Origin of the sequence: Streptomyces sp. NPDC058307, from assembly GCF_042880295.1 — a bacterium.
Lineage (GTDB): Bacteria > Actinomycetota > Actinomycetes > Streptomycetales > Streptomycetaceae > Streptomyces.
Genome location: NZ_JBHVYZ010000053.1, coordinates 17541 through 33876, shown reverse-complemented (window position 1 = coordinate 33876; position 16336 = coordinate 17541). Strand labels below are relative to the sequence as shown.

At 72.5% G+C, this 16336-nt stretch carries 15 protein-coding genes; 7 read left to right on the top strand and 8 right to left on the bottom strand.

Translation table 11 applies throughout. The features are described from left to right. Nucleotides 1-3: 3 nt before the first annotated feature. The 3 genes from ACFVYN_RS30680 to ACFVYN_RS30670 form a co-directional block, all read right to left on the bottom strand. Nucleotides 4-882 (bottom strand): hypothetical protein, encoded by an 879-nt coding sequence (locus tag ACFVYN_RS30680; protein WP_390004333.1) that lies wholly within the window; start codon nt 880-882, stop codon nt 4-6. A 31-nt stretch (nt 883-913) separates the two neighbouring features. Continuing rightward, complete coding sequence (locus tag ACFVYN_RS30675) at nt 914-2443, bottom strand: hypothetical protein (RefSeq protein WP_390004331.1); 1530 nt, start codon at nt 2441-2443, stop codon at nt 914-916. A gap of 158 nt (nt 2444-2601) precedes the next feature. Next, nucleotides 2602-3294, bottom strand: a complete 693-nt coding sequence (locus ACFVYN_RS30670; RefSeq protein WP_390004328.1) for a GntR family transcriptional regulator — start codon at nt 3292-3294, stop codon at nt 2602-2604. Between the two features lie 130 nt (nt 3295-3424). On the opposite strand from ACFVYN_RS30670, the gene ACFVYN_RS30665 reads away from it, so the two are divergent. From ACFVYN_RS30665 to ACFVYN_RS30645, 5 genes are all read left to right on the top strand, one after another. Continuing rightward, on the top strand, nt 3425-4720 hold the full coding sequence (locus ACFVYN_RS30665) for an MFS transporter (protein WP_390004325.1): 1296 nt from the start codon (nt 3425-3427) through the stop codon (nt 4718-4720). Further along, nucleotides 4717-5538, top strand: coding sequence for a putative hydro-lyase (locus ACFVYN_RS30660; RefSeq protein ID WP_390004323.1), 822 nt, complete (start codon nt 4717-4719; stop codon nt 5536-5538). Before ACFVYN_RS30665 ends, ACFVYN_RS30660 begins: the two co-directional genes overlap by 4 nt. A 61-nt stretch (nt 5539-5599) precedes the next feature. Further along, nucleotides 5600-6358 (top strand): LamB/YcsF family protein, encoded by a 759-nt coding sequence (locus tag ACFVYN_RS30655; protein WP_390004320.1) that lies wholly within the window; start codon nt 5600-5602, stop codon nt 6356-6358. After that, the gene (locus tag ACFVYN_RS30650) at nt 6355-6972 is read left to right on the top strand and encodes an allophanate hydrolase subunit 1 (protein WP_390004318.1); all 618 of its coding nucleotides are present in this window, start codon (nt 6355-6357) and stop codon (nt 6970-6972) included. Before ACFVYN_RS30655 ends, ACFVYN_RS30650 begins: the two co-directional genes overlap by 4 nt. Beyond that, nucleotides 6969-7838: a biotin-dependent carboxyltransferase family protein gene (locus tag ACFVYN_RS30645; RefSeq protein ID WP_390004315.1), complete on the top strand. Its 870-nt coding sequence runs from the start codon at nt 6969-6971 to the stop codon at nt 7836-7838. Before ACFVYN_RS30650 ends, ACFVYN_RS30645 begins: the two co-directional genes overlap by 4 nt. 82 nt (nt 7839-7920) lie before the next feature. On the opposite strand, the gene ACFVYN_RS30640 is transcribed toward ACFVYN_RS30645, so the two are convergent. From ACFVYN_RS30640 to ACFVYN_RS30625, 4 genes are all read right to left on the bottom strand, one after another. Continuing rightward, nucleotides 7921-9084 carry a glycosyltransferase gene (locus ACFVYN_RS30640; RefSeq protein WP_390004375.1) on the bottom strand — a complete coding sequence of 388 codons (1164 nt, stop codon included), beginning with the start codon at nt 9082-9084 and terminating at the stop codon, nt 7921-7923. A gap of 14 nt (nt 9085-9098) precedes the next feature. Continuing rightward, nucleotides 9099-10232, bottom strand: a complete 1134-nt coding sequence (locus ACFVYN_RS30635; RefSeq protein ID WP_390004313.1) for a glycosyltransferase family 4 protein — start codon at nt 10230-10232, stop codon at nt 9099-9101. Nucleotides 10233-10420: 188 nt separating this feature from the next. After that, nucleotides 10421-11839, bottom strand: coding sequence for a HEAT repeat domain-containing protein (locus tag ACFVYN_RS30630; RefSeq protein WP_390004311.1), 1419 nt, complete (start codon nt 11837-11839; stop codon nt 10421-10423). Nucleotides 11840-12139: 300 nt separating this feature from the next. Continuing rightward, nucleotides 12140-12532, bottom strand: coding sequence for an ankyrin repeat domain-containing protein (locus tag ACFVYN_RS30625; RefSeq protein ID WP_390004307.1), 393 nt, complete (start codon nt 12530-12532; stop codon nt 12140-12142). A 229-nt stretch (nt 12533-12761) separates the two neighbouring features. On the opposite strand from ACFVYN_RS30625, the gene ACFVYN_RS30620 reads away from it, so the two are divergent. Continuing rightward, nucleotides 12762-12956 carry a hypothetical protein gene (locus ACFVYN_RS30620; RefSeq protein WP_007380617.1) on the top strand — a complete coding sequence of 65 codons (195 nt, stop codon included), beginning with the start codon at nt 12762-12764 and terminating at the stop codon, nt 12954-12956. Between the two features lie 40 nt (nt 12957-12996). After that, nucleotides 12997-14655 carry a hypothetical protein gene (locus ACFVYN_RS30615; RefSeq protein WP_390004305.1) on the top strand — a complete coding sequence of 553 codons (1659 nt, stop codon included), beginning with the start codon at nt 12997-12999 and terminating at the stop codon, nt 14653-14655. Between the two features lie 133 nt (nt 14656-14788). Here the strand turns inward: ACFVYN_RS30615 and ACFVYN_RS30610 are convergent, their stop codons facing one another. Continuing rightward, on the bottom strand, nt 14789-16288 hold the full coding sequence (locus ACFVYN_RS30610) for a PLP-dependent aminotransferase family protein (protein WP_390004302.1): 1500 nt from the start codon (nt 16286-16288) through the stop codon (nt 14789-14791). Nucleotides 16289-16336: the final 48 nt, after the last annotated feature.

Here is a 16336-nt window from a genome sequence, read left to right as displayed (position 1 = left end):
AGTTCAGGAGTGGAACGGCAGCCCGGCATCGGCCGCCAGCTCCACGTCGTCGCCGTCCTCGGGCGGCAGCAGCGTCGGTGTGCCGTCGGTGACCGGGACGACTCCCAGTTCCAGGAGTTCGGCCATGGCGGCGCTTCCGGCCATGTCCCGCACCTGGAGCTGGTAACGAGCCGTGGTCCGGTAGGTGCCGCCGTTGTCGTCCCCGGTGCGCTGGAGGAAACCGGAGTCGGTGAGGAAGGCGGCGGCCTTGCCGACGATGCCGGTCGTGGACCCGGCGAGCCGGCGCGCGTCCTTGGTCGCACCGGCCGCGCTGCGTCTGGCCCAGATCCGCCAAGCCGCCTCGAGGCCCGGAGCGTCGGTGGCCGGGTCGGTGTTCTCGCCGACCTCCTCGGCCCGCTCCTCAAGACGACGACAGGCCTGCCGTACGAAGGCATCGACGCCGTTGACCGAGACGCGCCCGATGTATCCGTCGTCGGCGAGGTCCTCGGGCCGCGGGAAAGCCATGGCGGCCACGGCGAGATGGGCGAGGCCGTGCAGGAAGCGGTCGCCGCCGTCGGCGGACGTACGACGCGCGTAGTCCCCCATGCGGACGGCGAACACGGAGTCCTCGGCGGCGGTCACGGCCATGCCCGCGCGGGGGGACACTTCGAGGACGACCAGGCCGAGTCCGGCGGCGACGGCGTCGGCGAGCCGCGCGAACGGCGGGTCCTCCCGGTAGCGCCGCAGCAGTTCGGCGTACTCCTGGTCCCGCGCGGGCTGCAGTTTGGGCTGCAGCCCGAAGGCGACGAGCCGAGCGGCGTCGGCGGCGTCGGCAGGGGTGACGGCGGCGGGCGCCGACGGGGTCGCGACCTCCGTGTCACTCCACTCGACATGCTCACTCACGGCTGGGGCTCCTTGTCACGCTGTTGCTCACTCACGCTGCTTCCGTCCGGCCCGCCGCCATCCCCACGGCGTCCAGCAGGGCGGTGCCGACGATGAGGTCGGCACCACCGAAGTCCGGGTCGTCCAGTTCCGTCCCGTCGTCCACGGCGAACAGGAGCTTCTGCTCGCCCTGGCGGTAGGCGGTGCCGACGGCGGGGCTGGCCGCGTGGATCGCCAACAGGGCCACCAGGTAGGCGAGATCGAACCCGCCGGTCCCGCGTGCCTGCGCGAGCAGTCCCGAGAGCCGTCGCGGAGCGTCCGCCGGCAGGTCGAGGAGCTCCTTCGCGGACGCCAGCTGCTCCTCGCTGAAGCGGCTGTCGTCCGGTGTGGCGATGAGGTCCGGCTCGGGCATCTCCGCGCCCAGGTGCTCCCGTTCCATCGGCGGGGTCAGCAGTATGTCGACGAGGTCGCCCACCCGGACCGACACCGGTGTGCGCAGGCCGGTCCCGCGCACGAAGAACGCGTCGGTGACCCGGGTGGCCTGCTGCAACGGCAGGGGCAGCACCGGCGCGACGAGATGGCCGTACAGGTCGATCCCCGATGTCGTCATGGGGGTGGCGAAGGCCTGCCGGTCCTGCTCGGCGCGGAACAGCGGGCCTGCCTCCAGGAGCCGGGACTGCAGCAGGGTGTGGCGCCGGATGCAGTCCTTGACGATGTCGACGAGTTCGGCGGCGCGCCGCTTCTGCTCGGGGTCCTCGGACTCGTCGCGCGCCTTGCGGATGTTGGTCAGGATCGCGTTCTCGTGGCGGTACCGGTCGGCGACGTGGTCGAGCGCCTCGGCGATCATGTCGGGCACGGAGTTGAGCCAGTCGACGGCCCGGACATTGCGCCGGGTGGCGTCCAGCGCCCTGCGCAGGGTCTCGGAGTACTGCACGGTCCGGTAGCGGGCCTGCTCCGCGGCTAGTTGGGCGTCGGCGAGGCGGCCGCGGCTGATCAGCACCTCCAGTTTGACCTCGGCGGCGATCTGGGCGCTGGTGACGTCGGTGTCGAGGGCGCCGACGAGGACATTGACCGCCTCGTCGGTCGTCCGGAGATACACCGAACCGCCGGGCCCCGGCACCTCCTCGATCAGCTTGAAGTCGTAGTCACGCCGGACATAGGTGCCGTCCGGTGCGAAAGTGCCGTAGACCGCGCGGAAACCGCGGTCGACGCTGCCGACGTTGATCAGGTTCTCCAGGACCCAGCGGGCCACGCGCTCGTGCTCGGCGACGGGCCGCTGCGGGGCCTGGGCGGCGATGCGCGGGATGAGGCGGGCGACGATCTCGTCGTGGTCGGCGCCGGTGTCGAAGTCCATGTTCAGGGTGACCAGGTCGATGGCGGCAAGGGCCACCTCCGCCATGCCGTACACCGAGTACTCGCCCGCGAGATTGGCCTTGCGTGCGTCGAGGTCGTGCAGCGGCGCGGTGCAGGCGAGCGCGCGCAGCCGACGCGCCAGTCCCTCGTCGGCGGCCGGGCCCGGTGCGGGGCGCGGCCCCGCGCTGAACTGGGGCGGAACGCTGTCCGTCGTCGCAGGCGAAGTCACGGTGCACAGACTAGGTGCTAGGTCTGACAACTCCCCAAACGGCGCGGATCGGCTCCGGCTGTTGGACGGGGGGCCACCGGTTGTGTCTGCGTCGGCTGGCCGGTGGGGGGCTGTCGCGCCCGCGCGGCGGAGCCGCGTATCGATACAGCCCCGCGCCCCTACGGGGCGCTCACCCTGCGCCGGTAGACATCGACCACTCGTTCCAGCGAGTCGCGCAGATACACCGCCAGCAGCTTTTCGGCCGCGCCCTTGTCACCGGCCTGAAGCGCTCCGAGGATCTTCTGGTTGCGGGCCAGGTACGGCTCGTGCAGGGCCTTGGGGTCGTCCACGACGTGGAAGGCCAGGCGGAGTTCGGCGAAGACGCTGCGCATCAGTTCGTCGGTGCGGTCGCTGCCCGCGAGGGCGACGAGTTCGCGGTGGAAGTGGATGTTGGCCGTGCCCAGCGTTTTCCAGTCACCTTCGCGCACCGCCCGCTGTCCCTCCCCGACCGCTTCGGCGAGCGCGGCCAGGGCGTACGGCGGTTCACCCAGTCCGCGGACGACGGCGCACTCCACGAGCGCGCGGGTGCGGTAGATGTCCTCCACGTCCTCGACCGCCAGGACCCGGACGAACACGCCCCGGTTCAGCTCGTGGACGAGCAGCCGTTCATGTGTGAGCAGCCGGAACGCCTCACGCAGGGTGTTGCGGGACACCCCCAGCGCCCCGCCGATGCTGTCCTCCGACAGCCGCGTCCCCGGCGGGAAGTAGCCCTCCGCGATACGGCTCCTGAGGATGTCCGAGACCCGCTCGGCCGTGCTGGTACGGCCCAGGAGGGCACGGTCGTCGGCCAGTCCGCTCAACTGCTCTGCCATGCCCGGAATTCAACCGCAGACACGAGAACGAAACAACAGGGGTATTGAAGGATCGTTGAACGATCCTCTACGTTTCTCTCCACCGCACGGCTCAGCTCCGCATCCTCCGTCCTCCCATTGCGAGGTGCCCATGAGCACGACCCCGCCCCCACAGGCCCTGACCGATCACCCCACAGCGACCGAACATCCCGCCGAAGACGGGGCGTTGGGCTGGTACCGCGCCCTCGGTCCGCGCGGCCGACGTGCCTTCGCCGGTGCGTTCGGGGGCTACGCCCTCGATTCCTACGACTACTTCACGCTCCCGCTGAGCATGGTCGCGCTGGCCGCCTCCTTCGGCCTGAACAGCGGCCAGACCGGCCTCTTCACCACCGTCACCCTGCTGGCCTCCGGTATCGGCGGGGCTCTGGCGGGGGTGCTGGCCGACCGGGCCGGCCGGGTCAGGGCGCTGATGATCACAGTGGTCACCTACGCGATCTTCACCGTCGCCTGCGGCTTCGCGCCCGACTTCGAGTCGCTGCTGGTCTTCCGCGCCCTGCAGGGCCTCGGCTTCGGCGGCGAATGGGCGGTCGGCGCGATCCTGGTCGCCGAGTACGCGAGCGCCAAGCACCGGGGACGGACTCTTGGCGCGATCCAGAGCTCCTGGGCCGTGGGCTGGGCCCTGGCCGCGATCATCTACACGCTGGTCTTCTCGGTCTTCGACGACGGCACGGCCTGGCGCGTGATGTTCTGGACCGGTGCACTGCCGGCGCTGCTGGTCGTCTGGATGCGGCGCCGGGTCCAGGACGCCCCGGAGGCGGTCGCGGTGCGCGAGAAGAGCGCCGGCAAGGGCTCCTTCGCGGCGATCTTCAAACCGGACCTGCTGCGTACGACGATCTTCGCGGGGCTGCTGTCCACCGGCGTCCAGGGCGGCTATTACACGCTCGCCACCTGGGTGCCGACGTATCTGAAGAGCGACCGCGGACTGTCGGTCGTGGGCACCGGCGGCTATCTGACCTTCCTGATCTCCGGGGCCTTCCTCGGCTATCTGACCGGCGGCTACCTCACCGACCGGCTGGGCCGGCGGCGCAACATCTGGCTCTTCGCCCTGCTGTCGGCCGTCTGCATCGTGGCCTACGGCAACATCCCGAGCGGAGCCGACACCTGGCTCCTGATCCTCGGCTTCCCTCTCGGGTTCTGCATGTCGGCGATCTTCAGCGGCTTCGGGTCCTATCTGAGCGAGCTGTACCCGACGGCGGTGCGCGGCTCGGGTCAGGGCTTCACGTACAACGCGGGCCGCGCGGTCGGCGCGGTCTTCCCGACCACCGTCGGCTTCCTGGCCGACAGCTGGGGCGTGGGCGGGGCGCTGGTCTTCGGCGCCATCGGCTACGGCATCGCCGCCCTGGCCCTGCTCGGACTGCCGGAGACCCGCGGGAAGGAACTCGCATGAACCGCACGGAGGACCGTCCTCTGCTCCTCGCCGACGAGCACGCGCACGCGTGGAGCCCGGCCCAGGCACGCACCCGCTTCCGCGCGGGCCTGACCGGCCCCACCGCCGGGGTCTCGGCCGGCCACACCCAGGTCAACCTGATCTCGGTGCCCGCCGACTGGGCGTACGACATGCTGCTGTTCTGCCAGCGCAACCCCAAGCCCTGCCCGGTCCTCGACGTCACGGACGCCGGCGACCCGACCACCGTCCTCGCCGAGGGCGCCGATCTGCGCACCGACCTCCCCCGCTACCGGGTGTGGGAGGACGGCCGGCTGGTGGACGAGCCGACGGACGTGCGCGCACACTGGCGGGACGACCTCGTTTCGTTCCTGATCGGATGCAGTTTCACCTTCGAGTGGGCACTTTCGGAGGCGGGCGTCCCGATCCGGCACATCGAGCAGGGCCGGAACGTTCCCATGTACGTGACCAGTCGACAGTGCCGTCCCGCGGGGCGGCTGCACGGACCGATGGTGGTGTCCATGCGCCCGGTGCCGCCGCAGCACCTGGCCGCCGCCCTGAGGGAGAGCAGTCTGCTCCCGGCCGTGCACGGCAGCCCGGTCCACTGCGGCGATCCCTCCGCACTCGGCATCGCCGACCTCGGCCGCCCCGACTTCGGTGACCCGGTGGTCGCCGAGCCGGACGACATCCCGGTGTTCTGGGCCTGCGGAGTGACCCCGCAGGCCGCGGTGATGGCCTCGCGTCCGCCGTTCGCCATCACCCACGCACCGGGGCAGATGTTCCTGACGGACGCCCGCGACGAGCAGTACAGAGTGGCCTGAGACCCACTGGAGCCCCTTGGACAACTCAGAGAAAACCGCTGGAAGGAGATACGGGACCGCCATGACCTCGATCGATCTGAACGCCGACCTCGGCGAGGGCTTCGGCCGCTGGCAGCTGACCGACGACGAGCAACTGCTGTCCGTCGTCACCAGCGCCAACGTGGCCTGCGGGTTCCACGCCGGGGACCCGGTCACCATGCGCCGGGTGTGCGAGCTGGCGGCCGCGCGCGGGGTGCGGATCGGCGCCCAGGTCTCCTACCGCGACCTCGCGGGGTTCGGGCGGCGCGCGATGGACGTGCCGTCCGCCGAGCTGACGGCCGAGGTGGCCTATCAGATCGGCGCCCTGGAGGTCTTCGCCCGGGCGGCGGGCACACGCGTGTCCTACGTCAAGCCGCACGGCGCGCTCTACAACCGTTGCGTCCACGACGAGGAGCAGGCCACCGCGGTCGTCGACGGCGTGCTCCTCGCCGACGCCACGCTGCCCGTGCTGGGCCTGCCCGGCTCGCGTCTTCTGGAGGCGGCCCGGAAAGCGGGCCTGGAGGCCGTCACCGAGGCCTTCGCGGACCGCGCCTACACCGACGAGGGCACGCTGGTGCCACGCGGCCAGGAGGGTGCGGTGGTCACCGATCCCGAGGCGGTCGTGGAGCGCTCGCTGGGCCTGGCCCGGGACCACGCGGTCACCACCCGCTCCGGTGCCGCCATCGAGGTCGAGGCCCGCTCCCTGTGCCTGCACGGCGACACCCCGGGCGCGGTGGAACTGGCCCGACGGGTGAGAGAGCGCCTGGAGTCCTCGGGCGTCCGGGTGGAGGCCTTCGCATGAGGGCGCTGCGCGTCGGGGACGACGCCCTGCTCGTCGAGGTGTCCTCGGGCGAGGAGGCCCAGGCCCTGCACGCCGAGCTGGTGCGTCGCCGCGCGGAGGGCTCGCTGTCGGTCCGCGAGATCGTGCCCGCGGCCCGCACGGTCCTCCTCGACGGTCTCGCCGACCCCGCCCGCCTGACCACCGAACTCACCGACTCCGAGGTGCCGCCCGCTCCCCCACGCGCGCGTGAGGTGATCGAACTCCGGGTGCGTTACGACGGCCCGGACCTGGCCGACGTGGCCGCACACTGGGGCGTCTCACCCGAGGAGGTGGCCCGCGTCCACGCCGGCACCGAGTTCACCGTCGCCTTCTGCGGATTCGCCCCCGGTTTCGCCTACCTCACCGGCCTGCCCGACCGCTACGACGTCCCGCGCCGGGTCACGCCGCGCACGGCCGTCCCGGCCGGTTCGGTCGCGCTCGCGGGCCCGTACACCGGCGTCTACCCGCGCTCGTCGCCGGGCGGCTGGCAGCTCATCGGCACCACGGACGCCGTTCTGTGGGACCACACGCGCGTGCCGGCCGCACTGCTCTCGCCGGGTGCGCGGGTGCGGTTCGTGCCGATGGGGGCGGCATGACGGACCGCGCCCTCTCCGTCGTCAGGGCCGGAGCACTGACCACCGTCCAGGACCGGGGCCGCCCGGGCCACGCCCACCTCGGCGTCCCCCGCTCGGGCGCCCTGGACGGTCCCGCGGCCGACCTCGCCAACCGTCTGGTCGGCAACCGCCCTGAGGCGGCCGTCCTGGAGACCACGATCAACGGCTGTGCGCTGCGCCCCCGTTCGGCGGTCACCGTGGCCGTCACGGGCGCTCCCTGCCCGATCACGGTGGACGGCCGTCCGGCGGCCTGGGGCGCACCGGTGCGCGTGCCGGCCGGAGCACTGCTGACCGTCGGGACGGCCGTTTCAGGGCTGCGCAGTTATGTGGCCGTCTCCGGCGGAATCGCCGTGGAGCCGGTCCTGGGCAGCCGCTCCACGGACCTGCTGTCCGGCCTGGGCCCGACGCCCCTCACGGACGGTGCGGTACTCCGACTGGGCACACCGAACTCCCTCCACACACGCGTGGACACGGCACCACAGCCGGCGCCCCCGGCAGAACTCGTCCTCCGCGTCACGCTGGGCCCCCGGGACGACTGGTTCACCCCGGAAGCGGTACGAACCTTCACCTCCCGCGCCTTCCAGGTGTCCTCGGCGAGCAACCGCATCGGCCTGCGCACGGAGGGGCCGGCCCTGGAGCGGGCCCGGCCGGGCGAACTCCCCAGCGAGGGAATGGTCCTGGGCGCGGTCCAGGTCCCGCCGAACGGCAGGCCGGTGGTCTTCCTCGCGGACCACCCGACCACCGGTGGCTACCCGGTGATCGGAGTGGTCCGCGAGACGGATCTCCCAGCGGCGGCCCAGGCGGTACCGGGAACCCGGGTGCGCTTCGTGAAGGCACATCGCCGATGACCGGCCGAGGACGACGAAGCGCGGGCCTCTCATGACACACCCCCGACTCATGACACACCCCGGGCTCATGACGCGCCCCCGCTCACGCCACGCCTCCCGGCACGGAACGCGGTACGAGGACCTCCGCGTCGTGCGCGGCGAGGAACGCACGGACCGCCGCGTCCCACCCGAAGCACTCCGCACGCGCGCGTGCGGTCCCGCGACGCTCCGCCTCGGGCCGTTCGAGGAGCACGTCCACGGCGTCCGCGAAGGCCTCCCCGCGGTCGGCGGCGACGCCCCCAGCAGATCCGATGACCTCCGGCAGCGCGGAGGAGGCGCTCACCACCACCGGCGTTCCGCACGCCATGGCCTCCAGCGCGGCCAGCCCAAAGGTCTCGGCCGGCCCGGGGGCCAGGCACACGTCGGCGGATGCCTGGAGGGCGCCGAGCAGGCCGCCGTCGGAGAGGTGCCCGAGGAAGGTGACCGGCAGCCCGCGCTCCCGCGCCCGCTGCTCCAGACGTGACCGCAGCGGCCCGTCCCCGGCCACCACGAGCACCGCCCGTCGCCCGCGCCGTACCAGCGCCTCCACGGCGTCCAGCGCGGTGCCGGGCCGCTTCTCCACGGACAGCCGGGTGCACGTCACGAGGAGTGTCTCGTCCTCGCGCGCGTACCGGGCGCGCAGTCCCGCGTTGCGCAGCGCCGGGCGCCGCTCGACCAGATCGACGCCGAGTGGGGCGCGTACGACATTGCGGGCGCCGATCCGCACGAACTCCCGCTCGGCGAACTCGGTGGTGCACACCACGCGCGCGTACGTGTGCGCCGTACGCACGTTGAGGGCGTCGGCGGCACGCCGGGCCGCGCGCTCCGACAGGCCCCAGGTGCGCAGCACACCGTCGGCGGTCTCGTGGGAGACCATCACGGCGGGGACGCGAGCACGCCGGGCCCATGTGCCGGTCCACCTGAGGGTCGTACGGTCGCAGACCTCCAGGCGGTCGGGGGCGAGCTTCTCCAGGAGCCGGGCCACGCGCCGCTTGTCGGCGAGGACGCGGTACCCGCCGGTGCCGGGGAGCAGGAGCCCTGGCAGGGTGATGATCCGTCCCTGCTCGGTCAGGCGGTCGCTCGCGCGGTCGCCGGGGACGATGAGCACGGGATCGTGTCCGGCCGCCCGGTAGCCCTTGCCGAGTTCGCGCAGGGCGGTGCGCAGGCCGCCCGAGGCGGGGGCGACGAAGTTGGCGAGACGGACGATCCGCAGCGACCGGCCGCTCATGCCGCCATGTCCACTCATGCCGCCACCGCCGTCTTCCGGCCGGTGAGCACGGCGGCGTAGTGGCCGATCAGCTGGTCGCCGACGGCCGCCCAGGTACGCCCCTCGACCATGGCCCGCGCGGTGACGCCGAACGAGGCACGCAGCCGGGGGTCGGCGGTCAGGGACCACACCGCGTCCCGTAGGGCCGCCGGGTCGCGCGGCGGGACGAGGAACCCGGTCCGTCCGTGGGCGACCAGGTCCAGCGGACCGCCGGCGGCGGGCGCGACGACGGGCACGCCGCTCGCCATGGCCTCCTGCACGGTCTGGCAGAAGGTCTCGAAGGGGCCGGTGTGCGCGAAGACGTCGAAGGAGGCGAAGATCCGGGCCAGTTCGTCGCCCATACGGCGGCCCAGGAAAACCGCGCCGGGCAGTGTCTGCTCGAGAGCGGGCAGGCTCGGCCCGTCTCCGACCACCACGACCTTGACGCCCTCCAGTCGGCAGGTGTCGGCCAGCAGCTCGATGTGCTTCTCAGCGGCGAGCCGTCCGACGTATCCGACGATCACCTCCCCGTTCGGGGCGAGTCGGCGGCGCAGCGCCTCGTCGCGCAGGTCGGGCCGGAAACGGACGGTGTCCACGCCCCGCGGCCACAGCTCGACCCGGGGCACGCCGTGTGCCTCCAGGTCGCGTAGGGAGGCGCTGGACGGGGCGAGGGTGAGGTCGGCGGCGGCATGGACGGAGCGGATACGGCGCCAGGCGGCGGCTTCTCCCGCGTGCACGTAGGTGCGGGCGTATCCGGCGAGGTCGGTCTGGTAGACGGCAACGGCGGGGATGCCGAGCCGGGCGGCGACGGCCATGCCGCGGACGCCGAGGACGAAGGGGCCGGCCAGGTGGACGACGTCGGCACGGTGCGCGGCGATCGCCGCGGCCACGCGCCTGCTGGGAAGGGCGACGCGGACCTGGGGGTAGCCCGGGAGGGGGAGGGAGGGGACACGGACGACGGGGCACGGCGCGAGGGCGTCCACGCCGGGTCCGGGGCCGGACGCGGTGGCCGGCGCGACGACGAGCGGAAGGTGACCGCGGTCCACGAGGTGCCGGGCGGTCTGGAGCGCGCAGTGGGCCACGCCGTTCACATCGGGGGGAAAGGACTCGGTCACGATGACGACACGCATGGGGTTGTTCTCGCCGCCCTGGACGTGCCCGCGTCAACGGGGATCTTTCCTGACGAGGAACGTCCCATGAGCGTTGCGCTGCGCACCCGAGCAGGTCAGGCCACGTTCGTGCGGACCTGACCGGCGGGTCGCCCCGAGTTCACCCGGCGGGTGTGACAGGACCCGGAGGTTCACACCCGGGAGTGGTTTCACATGGCCGCGGTGTCCGGTTCGATACGGCTGCGGACGGCCGTCTGGACCTCGGCCTCCTCGGCCGGGTCGGCGGCCAGCCGGCGCAGTCGCTCCACCACCCGGGCGTCGCCGGTCTCGGCGTGCCGGGCGGCGATCTCGCGGGTGGTCTCCTCGCAGTCCCAGAGGCATTCGACGGCGAAGCCGGTGGCGAAGGAGGGGTCGGTGGCGGCGAGCGCACGGGCGGCGCGGCCGCGGAGATGGGAGGAGGCGGTCTCCCGGTAGATGTGGCGCAGCACGGGGGCGGCGCACACGATGCCGAGGCGTCCGGTGCCGTCGACGAGGGTCCACAGGGTGGCCGCGTCGGGCCCCTCGCCCCGTACGGCCTCCCGGAGGGCCGCGAGCACGAGGTCCCGGTCCTGGGCTCCGCCCAGGCAGGCGAGCATGCGTCCGGAGGCGGCGCCCAGCGGATCGGGCCGGCGGGCCCAGCCACGGGCGCGGTCGACGGCGGCGATGCTGCGCATGCGTTCGAACGAGTCGAGGGCGGCCTCCACGACGGCCGGTGAGCCGGTGACGGCGGCCAACTCGATCAGGTCGAAGGCGTCGGGGTCGTTGCTGTCGGAGAGATACCGCAGAGCTGTGGCCCGGGCCCCGTCGGTGCCGTCCTTGGCGACCGCGATGATCTCTGGCCGGTCCTCCGGGCCCGCGACGGCGGCCAGGCAGCGGGCGGCAGGCACATGAAGGGCGGCCCCGCGCTCGACGCCCTGCTGGGCCCATTCGAAGACGGCCTGCACGCTCCACCCCGGGCGGGGCCCGGCGGGTCGCATCTGACGTTGCCAGCGGTCGAAACAGCCGGCCTCCTGAGCGGCACGCACACGCGTAGAGACGGACGCACGGGGATCGTCGGCCCACAGCCGCCATGGCCTCGGTTCGAAGGCGTCCCTGACGACGGCGGCCAGCTCGGCCTCGCCCTCGGGGTCGGTCCCGAACCGGGCGAGGACGGGCGCGGCAAGAGCGCGCAGACCGGCGTCGTCGTCCCGCAGCGCCAGCTCGTCCAGCGCCCAGGCCCAGTTGGAGCCCGAGGCGGCGTACCTGCGCAGCAGTTCGAGCGCGTCGCGCCGGCCGTAGGAGGCGAGATGGCCGAGGACGGCCAGAGCGAGGCCGGTGCGTGACTCCTCGGTGTCGAAGACGTCGTCCACCTCGAAGAGGTGCGCCTCGATCTCGTCCAGCTCGCCGTTGAGGTCGAGGAAGAGACGGGCGTAGTACAGCGAGCGGTTCTCCACCTGCCAGTCGTGGCGGGGATCGCGCAGCACGCAGTGGTTCAGGGCCGCGAGCGCCTCGGCGCGCGGGGCGGTGAGCGCGTGCAGTGTGCCGTCGCCGCGGCCCCGCTGGAGCAGGCCGAGCAGCGTACCGCTGGGCGCTATGACCGGATCGAACATGGGAAACAGCCTCACATCAAGCGTCGACGCAACCGGGGACGTGCATTACCTGGCCGCGTGACAACACGTCGGGGCGCCCGCCGTTTCCTGCTTGCTGTAAGCCATCTTCCTCTGCCTCTCGTCGGTGGCCCATACGGACCGTGTCACGGTCCGCGCGGTGCGGCGTCAGCTGCCCGGCCATCACGTCCGTGAACCACGAGGTCATGATGACTCGGCACTTCCATCTGCCGCGACCGAAATTTCGGCGGCCTTGTACCGCCTCCCCCGTTGTGAGTGTTTTCGCTGGTCAGAACATGCGGATCAGTGTGCGGCGAACAGTTCGAGCAGTTCCGTCCTGCCGAACATCCGGGCGGTGTCGAGGGCCGAGGGGGTGCCCTCGGCCGGATCGGCGCCGCCTTCCAGCAGGGCCTCGATGACGTCCATGGAGCCCTTGAAGACGGCTCCGGCAAGCGGCGTCTGTCCCCGGTCGTTGACCCCGCCGGCCGCCGCCCCGCGGCCGACGAGCGCGCGGACCGCGTCCGCGTGACCGTGGTACGCGGCGAGCATCACGAGCGAGTCCCCGCAGTCGTTGGTGAGGCCCGCCGGAACACCCGCGTCGACGTACGCCACGAGCGCCTCGGTCTGACCCTGCCGGGCCAGATCGAAGATCTTGGTCGCCAGCTCCACGACCTCGGGGTCGGGGGCTTCAGTCATCGGCCGGACCGCCTCTCATACAACCGTTCATACGACCGTTCAGGTGAATCGCAAGGGTACTGGCTCGCGCCGCAGATGACCCGAAGTGCCGGAGGTAAAGATCACCACAGCTCTGCCAACTCGGTGAAATCGCGAAAATTTCATTCATTTGCACCTTTTGTCGTATGGATACATGCTGTGATCCTGGAAGTACTCATGGTGACTGTCCCCACGAACCAGGAGCACCACAATGATCCTCTCCATCTCGGGTGTCGTACTGCTCGGCATCGTCGTCTTCATCTTCTTCCGCAAGGACGGGCTCAAGGCCTCGCACGCCCTGATCTCGGCGCTGTTCGGCTTCTACCTCGCCAGCACGGCCATCGCGCCGAGCATCAAGGCCGGCGGCGAGAGCCTGGCGAGCCTCCTCGGCGGCATCAAGTTCTGACGCCGCCCCTCCCGTCCGTACGCACCTCCAGGAGACAGCAGTGGCCCGCCGCCCCCTCCCCCGCATCCTGAGCACAGGCAGCGCCCAGATCGCCCGGAGCCGGGAGCTGGCCCGGACGGCGGCCGACAGTGCCACCGACGTCCTCCACCCGCTGATCACGATCACCCGCGGGCTGCGCCGGCTGGCCTCGGCCGGGCGGCGCAGGTGGGCCGACACCCCCAAGGACAGGCGTGGACCGCTGCTGTTCCTGGTGGCCTCGGTGGTCCTGGTCGTGGCGCTCGTTCCGTACGGCCCGCTGCTCGCCGTCATCAGCCTGATGGCGGCGGCAGCCCGGCAGGGCCGGGACCGCAGCCCGTCGGAGCCGGAAGGGCCGGACGAGACGCAGACACAGCGCCTGCAGTCGCTGTACGAAGCGCTCGTCCCGTACTTCTCGGCGGCCGAGGACCCGGCCCCGCTGTACACGCACGGCGGCGAGTGGGAGAAGGCCTTCCCCGCGTACGACTTCGACGGCACCGGCCGCATCACCCACCTGCTGGTCCGCTACCCGGCCTACTTCACCGACGGCGAGGCCGAGTCCCGGGCCCGCATCGAGCAGTTGCTGCACGCCAAGTCGGGCCGCGGTCGCGAGTACCACTTCACCTGGGACGAGGAGGGCAACGAGCTCACGGTCACCGTCCTCGCCCCGCTGCCCACCGACATCGCCGCCCAGCGTTTCGTCACGGCCCCGGGCGAGACGGTCCTCGGCTTCACCGACCCCACCCAGGTCCAGCGCACGCTTCCGCTCGGCTTCGGCGACGGGCAGCGCGACGTCCCGCCGGTCGTCTGGCGCACCGGCATCCGCTCCACGGAGCCGCACCTGCTGGTCATGGGGCAGCCGGGCAGCGGCACCTCGACCCTGCTGCGTTCCATCGCGCTCCAGGCCCTTCAGTACGGCGATGTCGTCATCGTCGAGGGCGGCGGCACCGGCGAGTACGCGTGCCTGACCGGGCGGGACGGGGTCCTCGCGGTCGAGTGCGGGCTCGCGGGGGCGCTGGCGAGCCTGGAGTGGGCGGCCACCGAGACCGAGCGCCGCCTGATCGCGACCAACCGTGCCCGGCAGGCCGGCCATCCGCCGCCGGAGGACACCAAGCGTCCGCTGTGGATCCTCCTGGACCGTCCGAGCGCCTTCACCCACCTGGCCGCCGCGGACGGCCGCAAGGATCCGCAGTCCCTGCTCCAGGTCCCCCTGCGGCACGGGCGCGCGGCGAACGTCACGGTGGTGGTGGCCGACCAGTTCGACAGCGCGGAGGCGCTGAGCGAGCCGGTACGGCAGCACACGCGCGCGCGTGTCGTGCTGGGCCCCGCGACGCCGGACCAGTTGGAGGCCTTCCTCGGGGCGCCTCCGCACACGACCCCGGTGTCCGAGGTCCCGCCGGGCCGCGGGTACGCCCGCCTCGGATCGGGCCCGGTGCATCGCCTCCAGGTCCCGGCGACTCCGGATCCCTACGACGACGCGACGAGCGAGGCGGACCGGCAGGCGGTGGTGGCCCTGCTGCCGGCACGGACGACTCCGGCCGATGCGGAGACGGTCCCCTCGGGAGCGGAAGCGGTGCCCTCGGAAGCGGAGGTTGTCCCTTCGGGAGCGAAGGTTCTCGCTTCGGGAGCGGAGGCTGTCCCCTCGGAAGCGGAGCAGGAGGCGGTGGCCGCAGAAGCGCCGTAGCCGTCAGCGGTGGTCGTGCGGCTGCGGGTGCGTGGGGGCTGGTCGCGCAGTTCCCCGCACCCCTGGGCAGGTCCCGTCGCCGTCAGTCGCACTGCGCCGCGGCCGCCCCCGATCCGCCGCCCGCCCACTCCGTTCACGCCACGAACGTACGCGGCGCCTCCCCGCCCCCGGATCCTCCGCTCTCCACGACCCGCGCCGCGGCAGCCAGCCGCGCCGCAGCCTCGTCGGCCACCGCGCCTCCGACGGTGAACGGCAGTCGCACATAGCCCTCGAAGGCACCGTCGACCCCGAACCGCGGCCCCGACGGAACCCGTACGCCCACCCGCTCACCGACCTCCGCCAGCCGGGACCCCGACAAGCCCCCGGCCTTCACCCACAGCGTCAGGCCGCCCTGCGGCACCTCGAACTCCCAGGACGGCAGTTCCCTGCGCATCGCCGTCACCAGCGCGTCCCGGTTCTCCCGGGCCTGACTTCGCCGCAGCTCGACCGCCTGCTCCCATCCCCCGGTGCTGAACAGCCAGTTCACGGCCAGCTGCTCGAGAACCGGCGTCCCGAGGTCGGCGTAGGCCCGCGCGGCGACCAGGCTGCGGATCACGTCCGGTGCCCCCCGGACCCACCCGATCCGCATCCCCGCCCAGAACGCCTTGCTGGCGGAGCCGACGGTGACCACGGTGGAGCCGGCCGGGTCGAAGGCGCACACCGGCCGTGGCATCGAGACGTCGTCGTCCAGCCACAGTTCGGTCATCGTCTCGTCCGCCACCAGCACGGTCCCCGCCGACCGCGCCGCCTCCACCAGCTGCCGCCGCTGGTCCTCGCCGGCCAGCGCACCGGTCGGGTTGTGGAAATCGGCCACGACGTAGGCGATCCGCGGCGCCGCGTCCCGCAGAACCTGACGCCAGCGGTCGATGTCCCAGCCCGTCAGCCCCTCCGCCATCGCGACGGGTACGAGCCGGGCGCCGGCCTCCCGCATCAGCTGAAGGATGTTCGCGTAGGACGGCGACTCCACCGCGATCCGCTCACCCCGGCCCCCGAACAGATGACAGATCGCGTCGATCGCGCCCATCGCGCCGGTCGTGACCATGATCTGCTCGGGCATGGTGGGGATCCCGCGCCTGGTGTACCGCTCGGCGATCATCGCGCGCAGAGCCGGCAGACCCGCCGGGTAGTCCCCGTGCGTGTGGGCGTACGGCGGCAGTTCCTCCAGGGCGCCCTGCACCGCACGGGTCAGCCACGGCTCGGGGGCGGGCAGTGCCGCGCAACCGAGGTCGATCATCGAACCCAGAGCTTCGGGCGGGAGGGGTTCGAGACCGCGTGCGGGGAGGGGGTTCCCGGCGGGTACGGCGGTCCAGCTGCCCGCGCCGCGCCGGGACTCCAGGAATCCCTCGGCCCGCAGCGCCTCGTAGGCCGCCGCCACGGTCGTACGGCTGACGGACAGGGAGAGGGCCAGCTCACGTTCCGCGGGCAGGCGTGCGGCCACCGGGACCCGGCCCTCCAGGACCAGCAGGCGGATGCCGTCGGCGAGTGCGCGGTAGGCCGGCGGCCGGCGTGTTCCGGGGCCCGCGGGACGGTCCTGCTGGGAGTTGAGCAGGCGGGCGAGCTGCGCCGCGCCCACCGCCGAGGTCCACTGCGCCACTGAAATCAGTCCACCTTCCCCGAATTGGCCATGGATGGCGTGCCACCC

What these genes read in the sequence shown, in the direction of transcription:
- ACFVYN_RS30670 (WP_390004328.1), bottom strand. Translation starts at nt 3,294, where the DNA reads ATGGCAGAGCAGTTGAGCGGACTGGCCGACGACCGTGCCCTCCTGGGC.
- ACFVYN_RS30665 (WP_390004325.1), top strand. Translation starts at nt 3,425, where the DNA reads ATGAGCACGACCCCGCCCCCACAGGCCCTGACCGATCACCCCACAGCG.
- ACFVYN_RS30660 (WP_390004323.1), top strand. Translation starts at nt 4,717, where the DNA reads ATGAACCGCACGGAGGACCGTCCTCTGCTCCTCGCCGACGAGCACGCG.
- ACFVYN_RS30655 (WP_390004320.1), top strand. Translation starts at nt 5,600, where the DNA reads ATGACCTCGATCGATCTGAACGCCGACCTCGGCGAGGGCTTCGGCCGC.
- ACFVYN_RS30650 (WP_390004318.1), top strand. Translation starts at nt 6,355, where the DNA reads ATGAGGGCGCTGCGCGTCGGGGACGACGCCCTGCTCGTCGAGGTGTCC.
- ACFVYN_RS30645 (WP_390004315.1), top strand. Translation starts at nt 6,969, where the DNA reads ATGACGGACCGCGCCCTCTCCGTCGTCAGGGCCGGAGCACTGACCACC.
- ACFVYN_RS30640 (WP_390004375.1), bottom strand. Translation starts at nt 9,084, where the DNA reads ATGAGCGGCCGGTCGCTGCGGATCGTCCGTCTCGCCAACTTCGTCGCC.
- ACFVYN_RS30635 (WP_390004313.1), bottom strand. Translation starts at nt 10,232, where the DNA reads ATGCGTGTCGTCATCGTGACCGAGTCCTTTCCCCCCGATGTGAACGGC.
- ACFVYN_RS30630 (WP_390004311.1), bottom strand. Translation starts at nt 11,839, where the DNA reads ATGTTCGATCCGGTCATAGCGCCCAGCGGTACGCTGCTCGGCCTGCTC.
- ACFVYN_RS30625 (WP_390004307.1), bottom strand. Translation starts at nt 12,532, where the DNA reads ATGACTGAAGCCCCCGACCCCGAGGTCGTGGAGCTGGCGACCAAGATC.
- ACFVYN_RS30620 (WP_007380617.1), top strand. Translation starts at nt 12,762, where the DNA reads ATGATCCTCTCCATCTCGGGTGTCGTACTGCTCGGCATCGTCGTCTTC.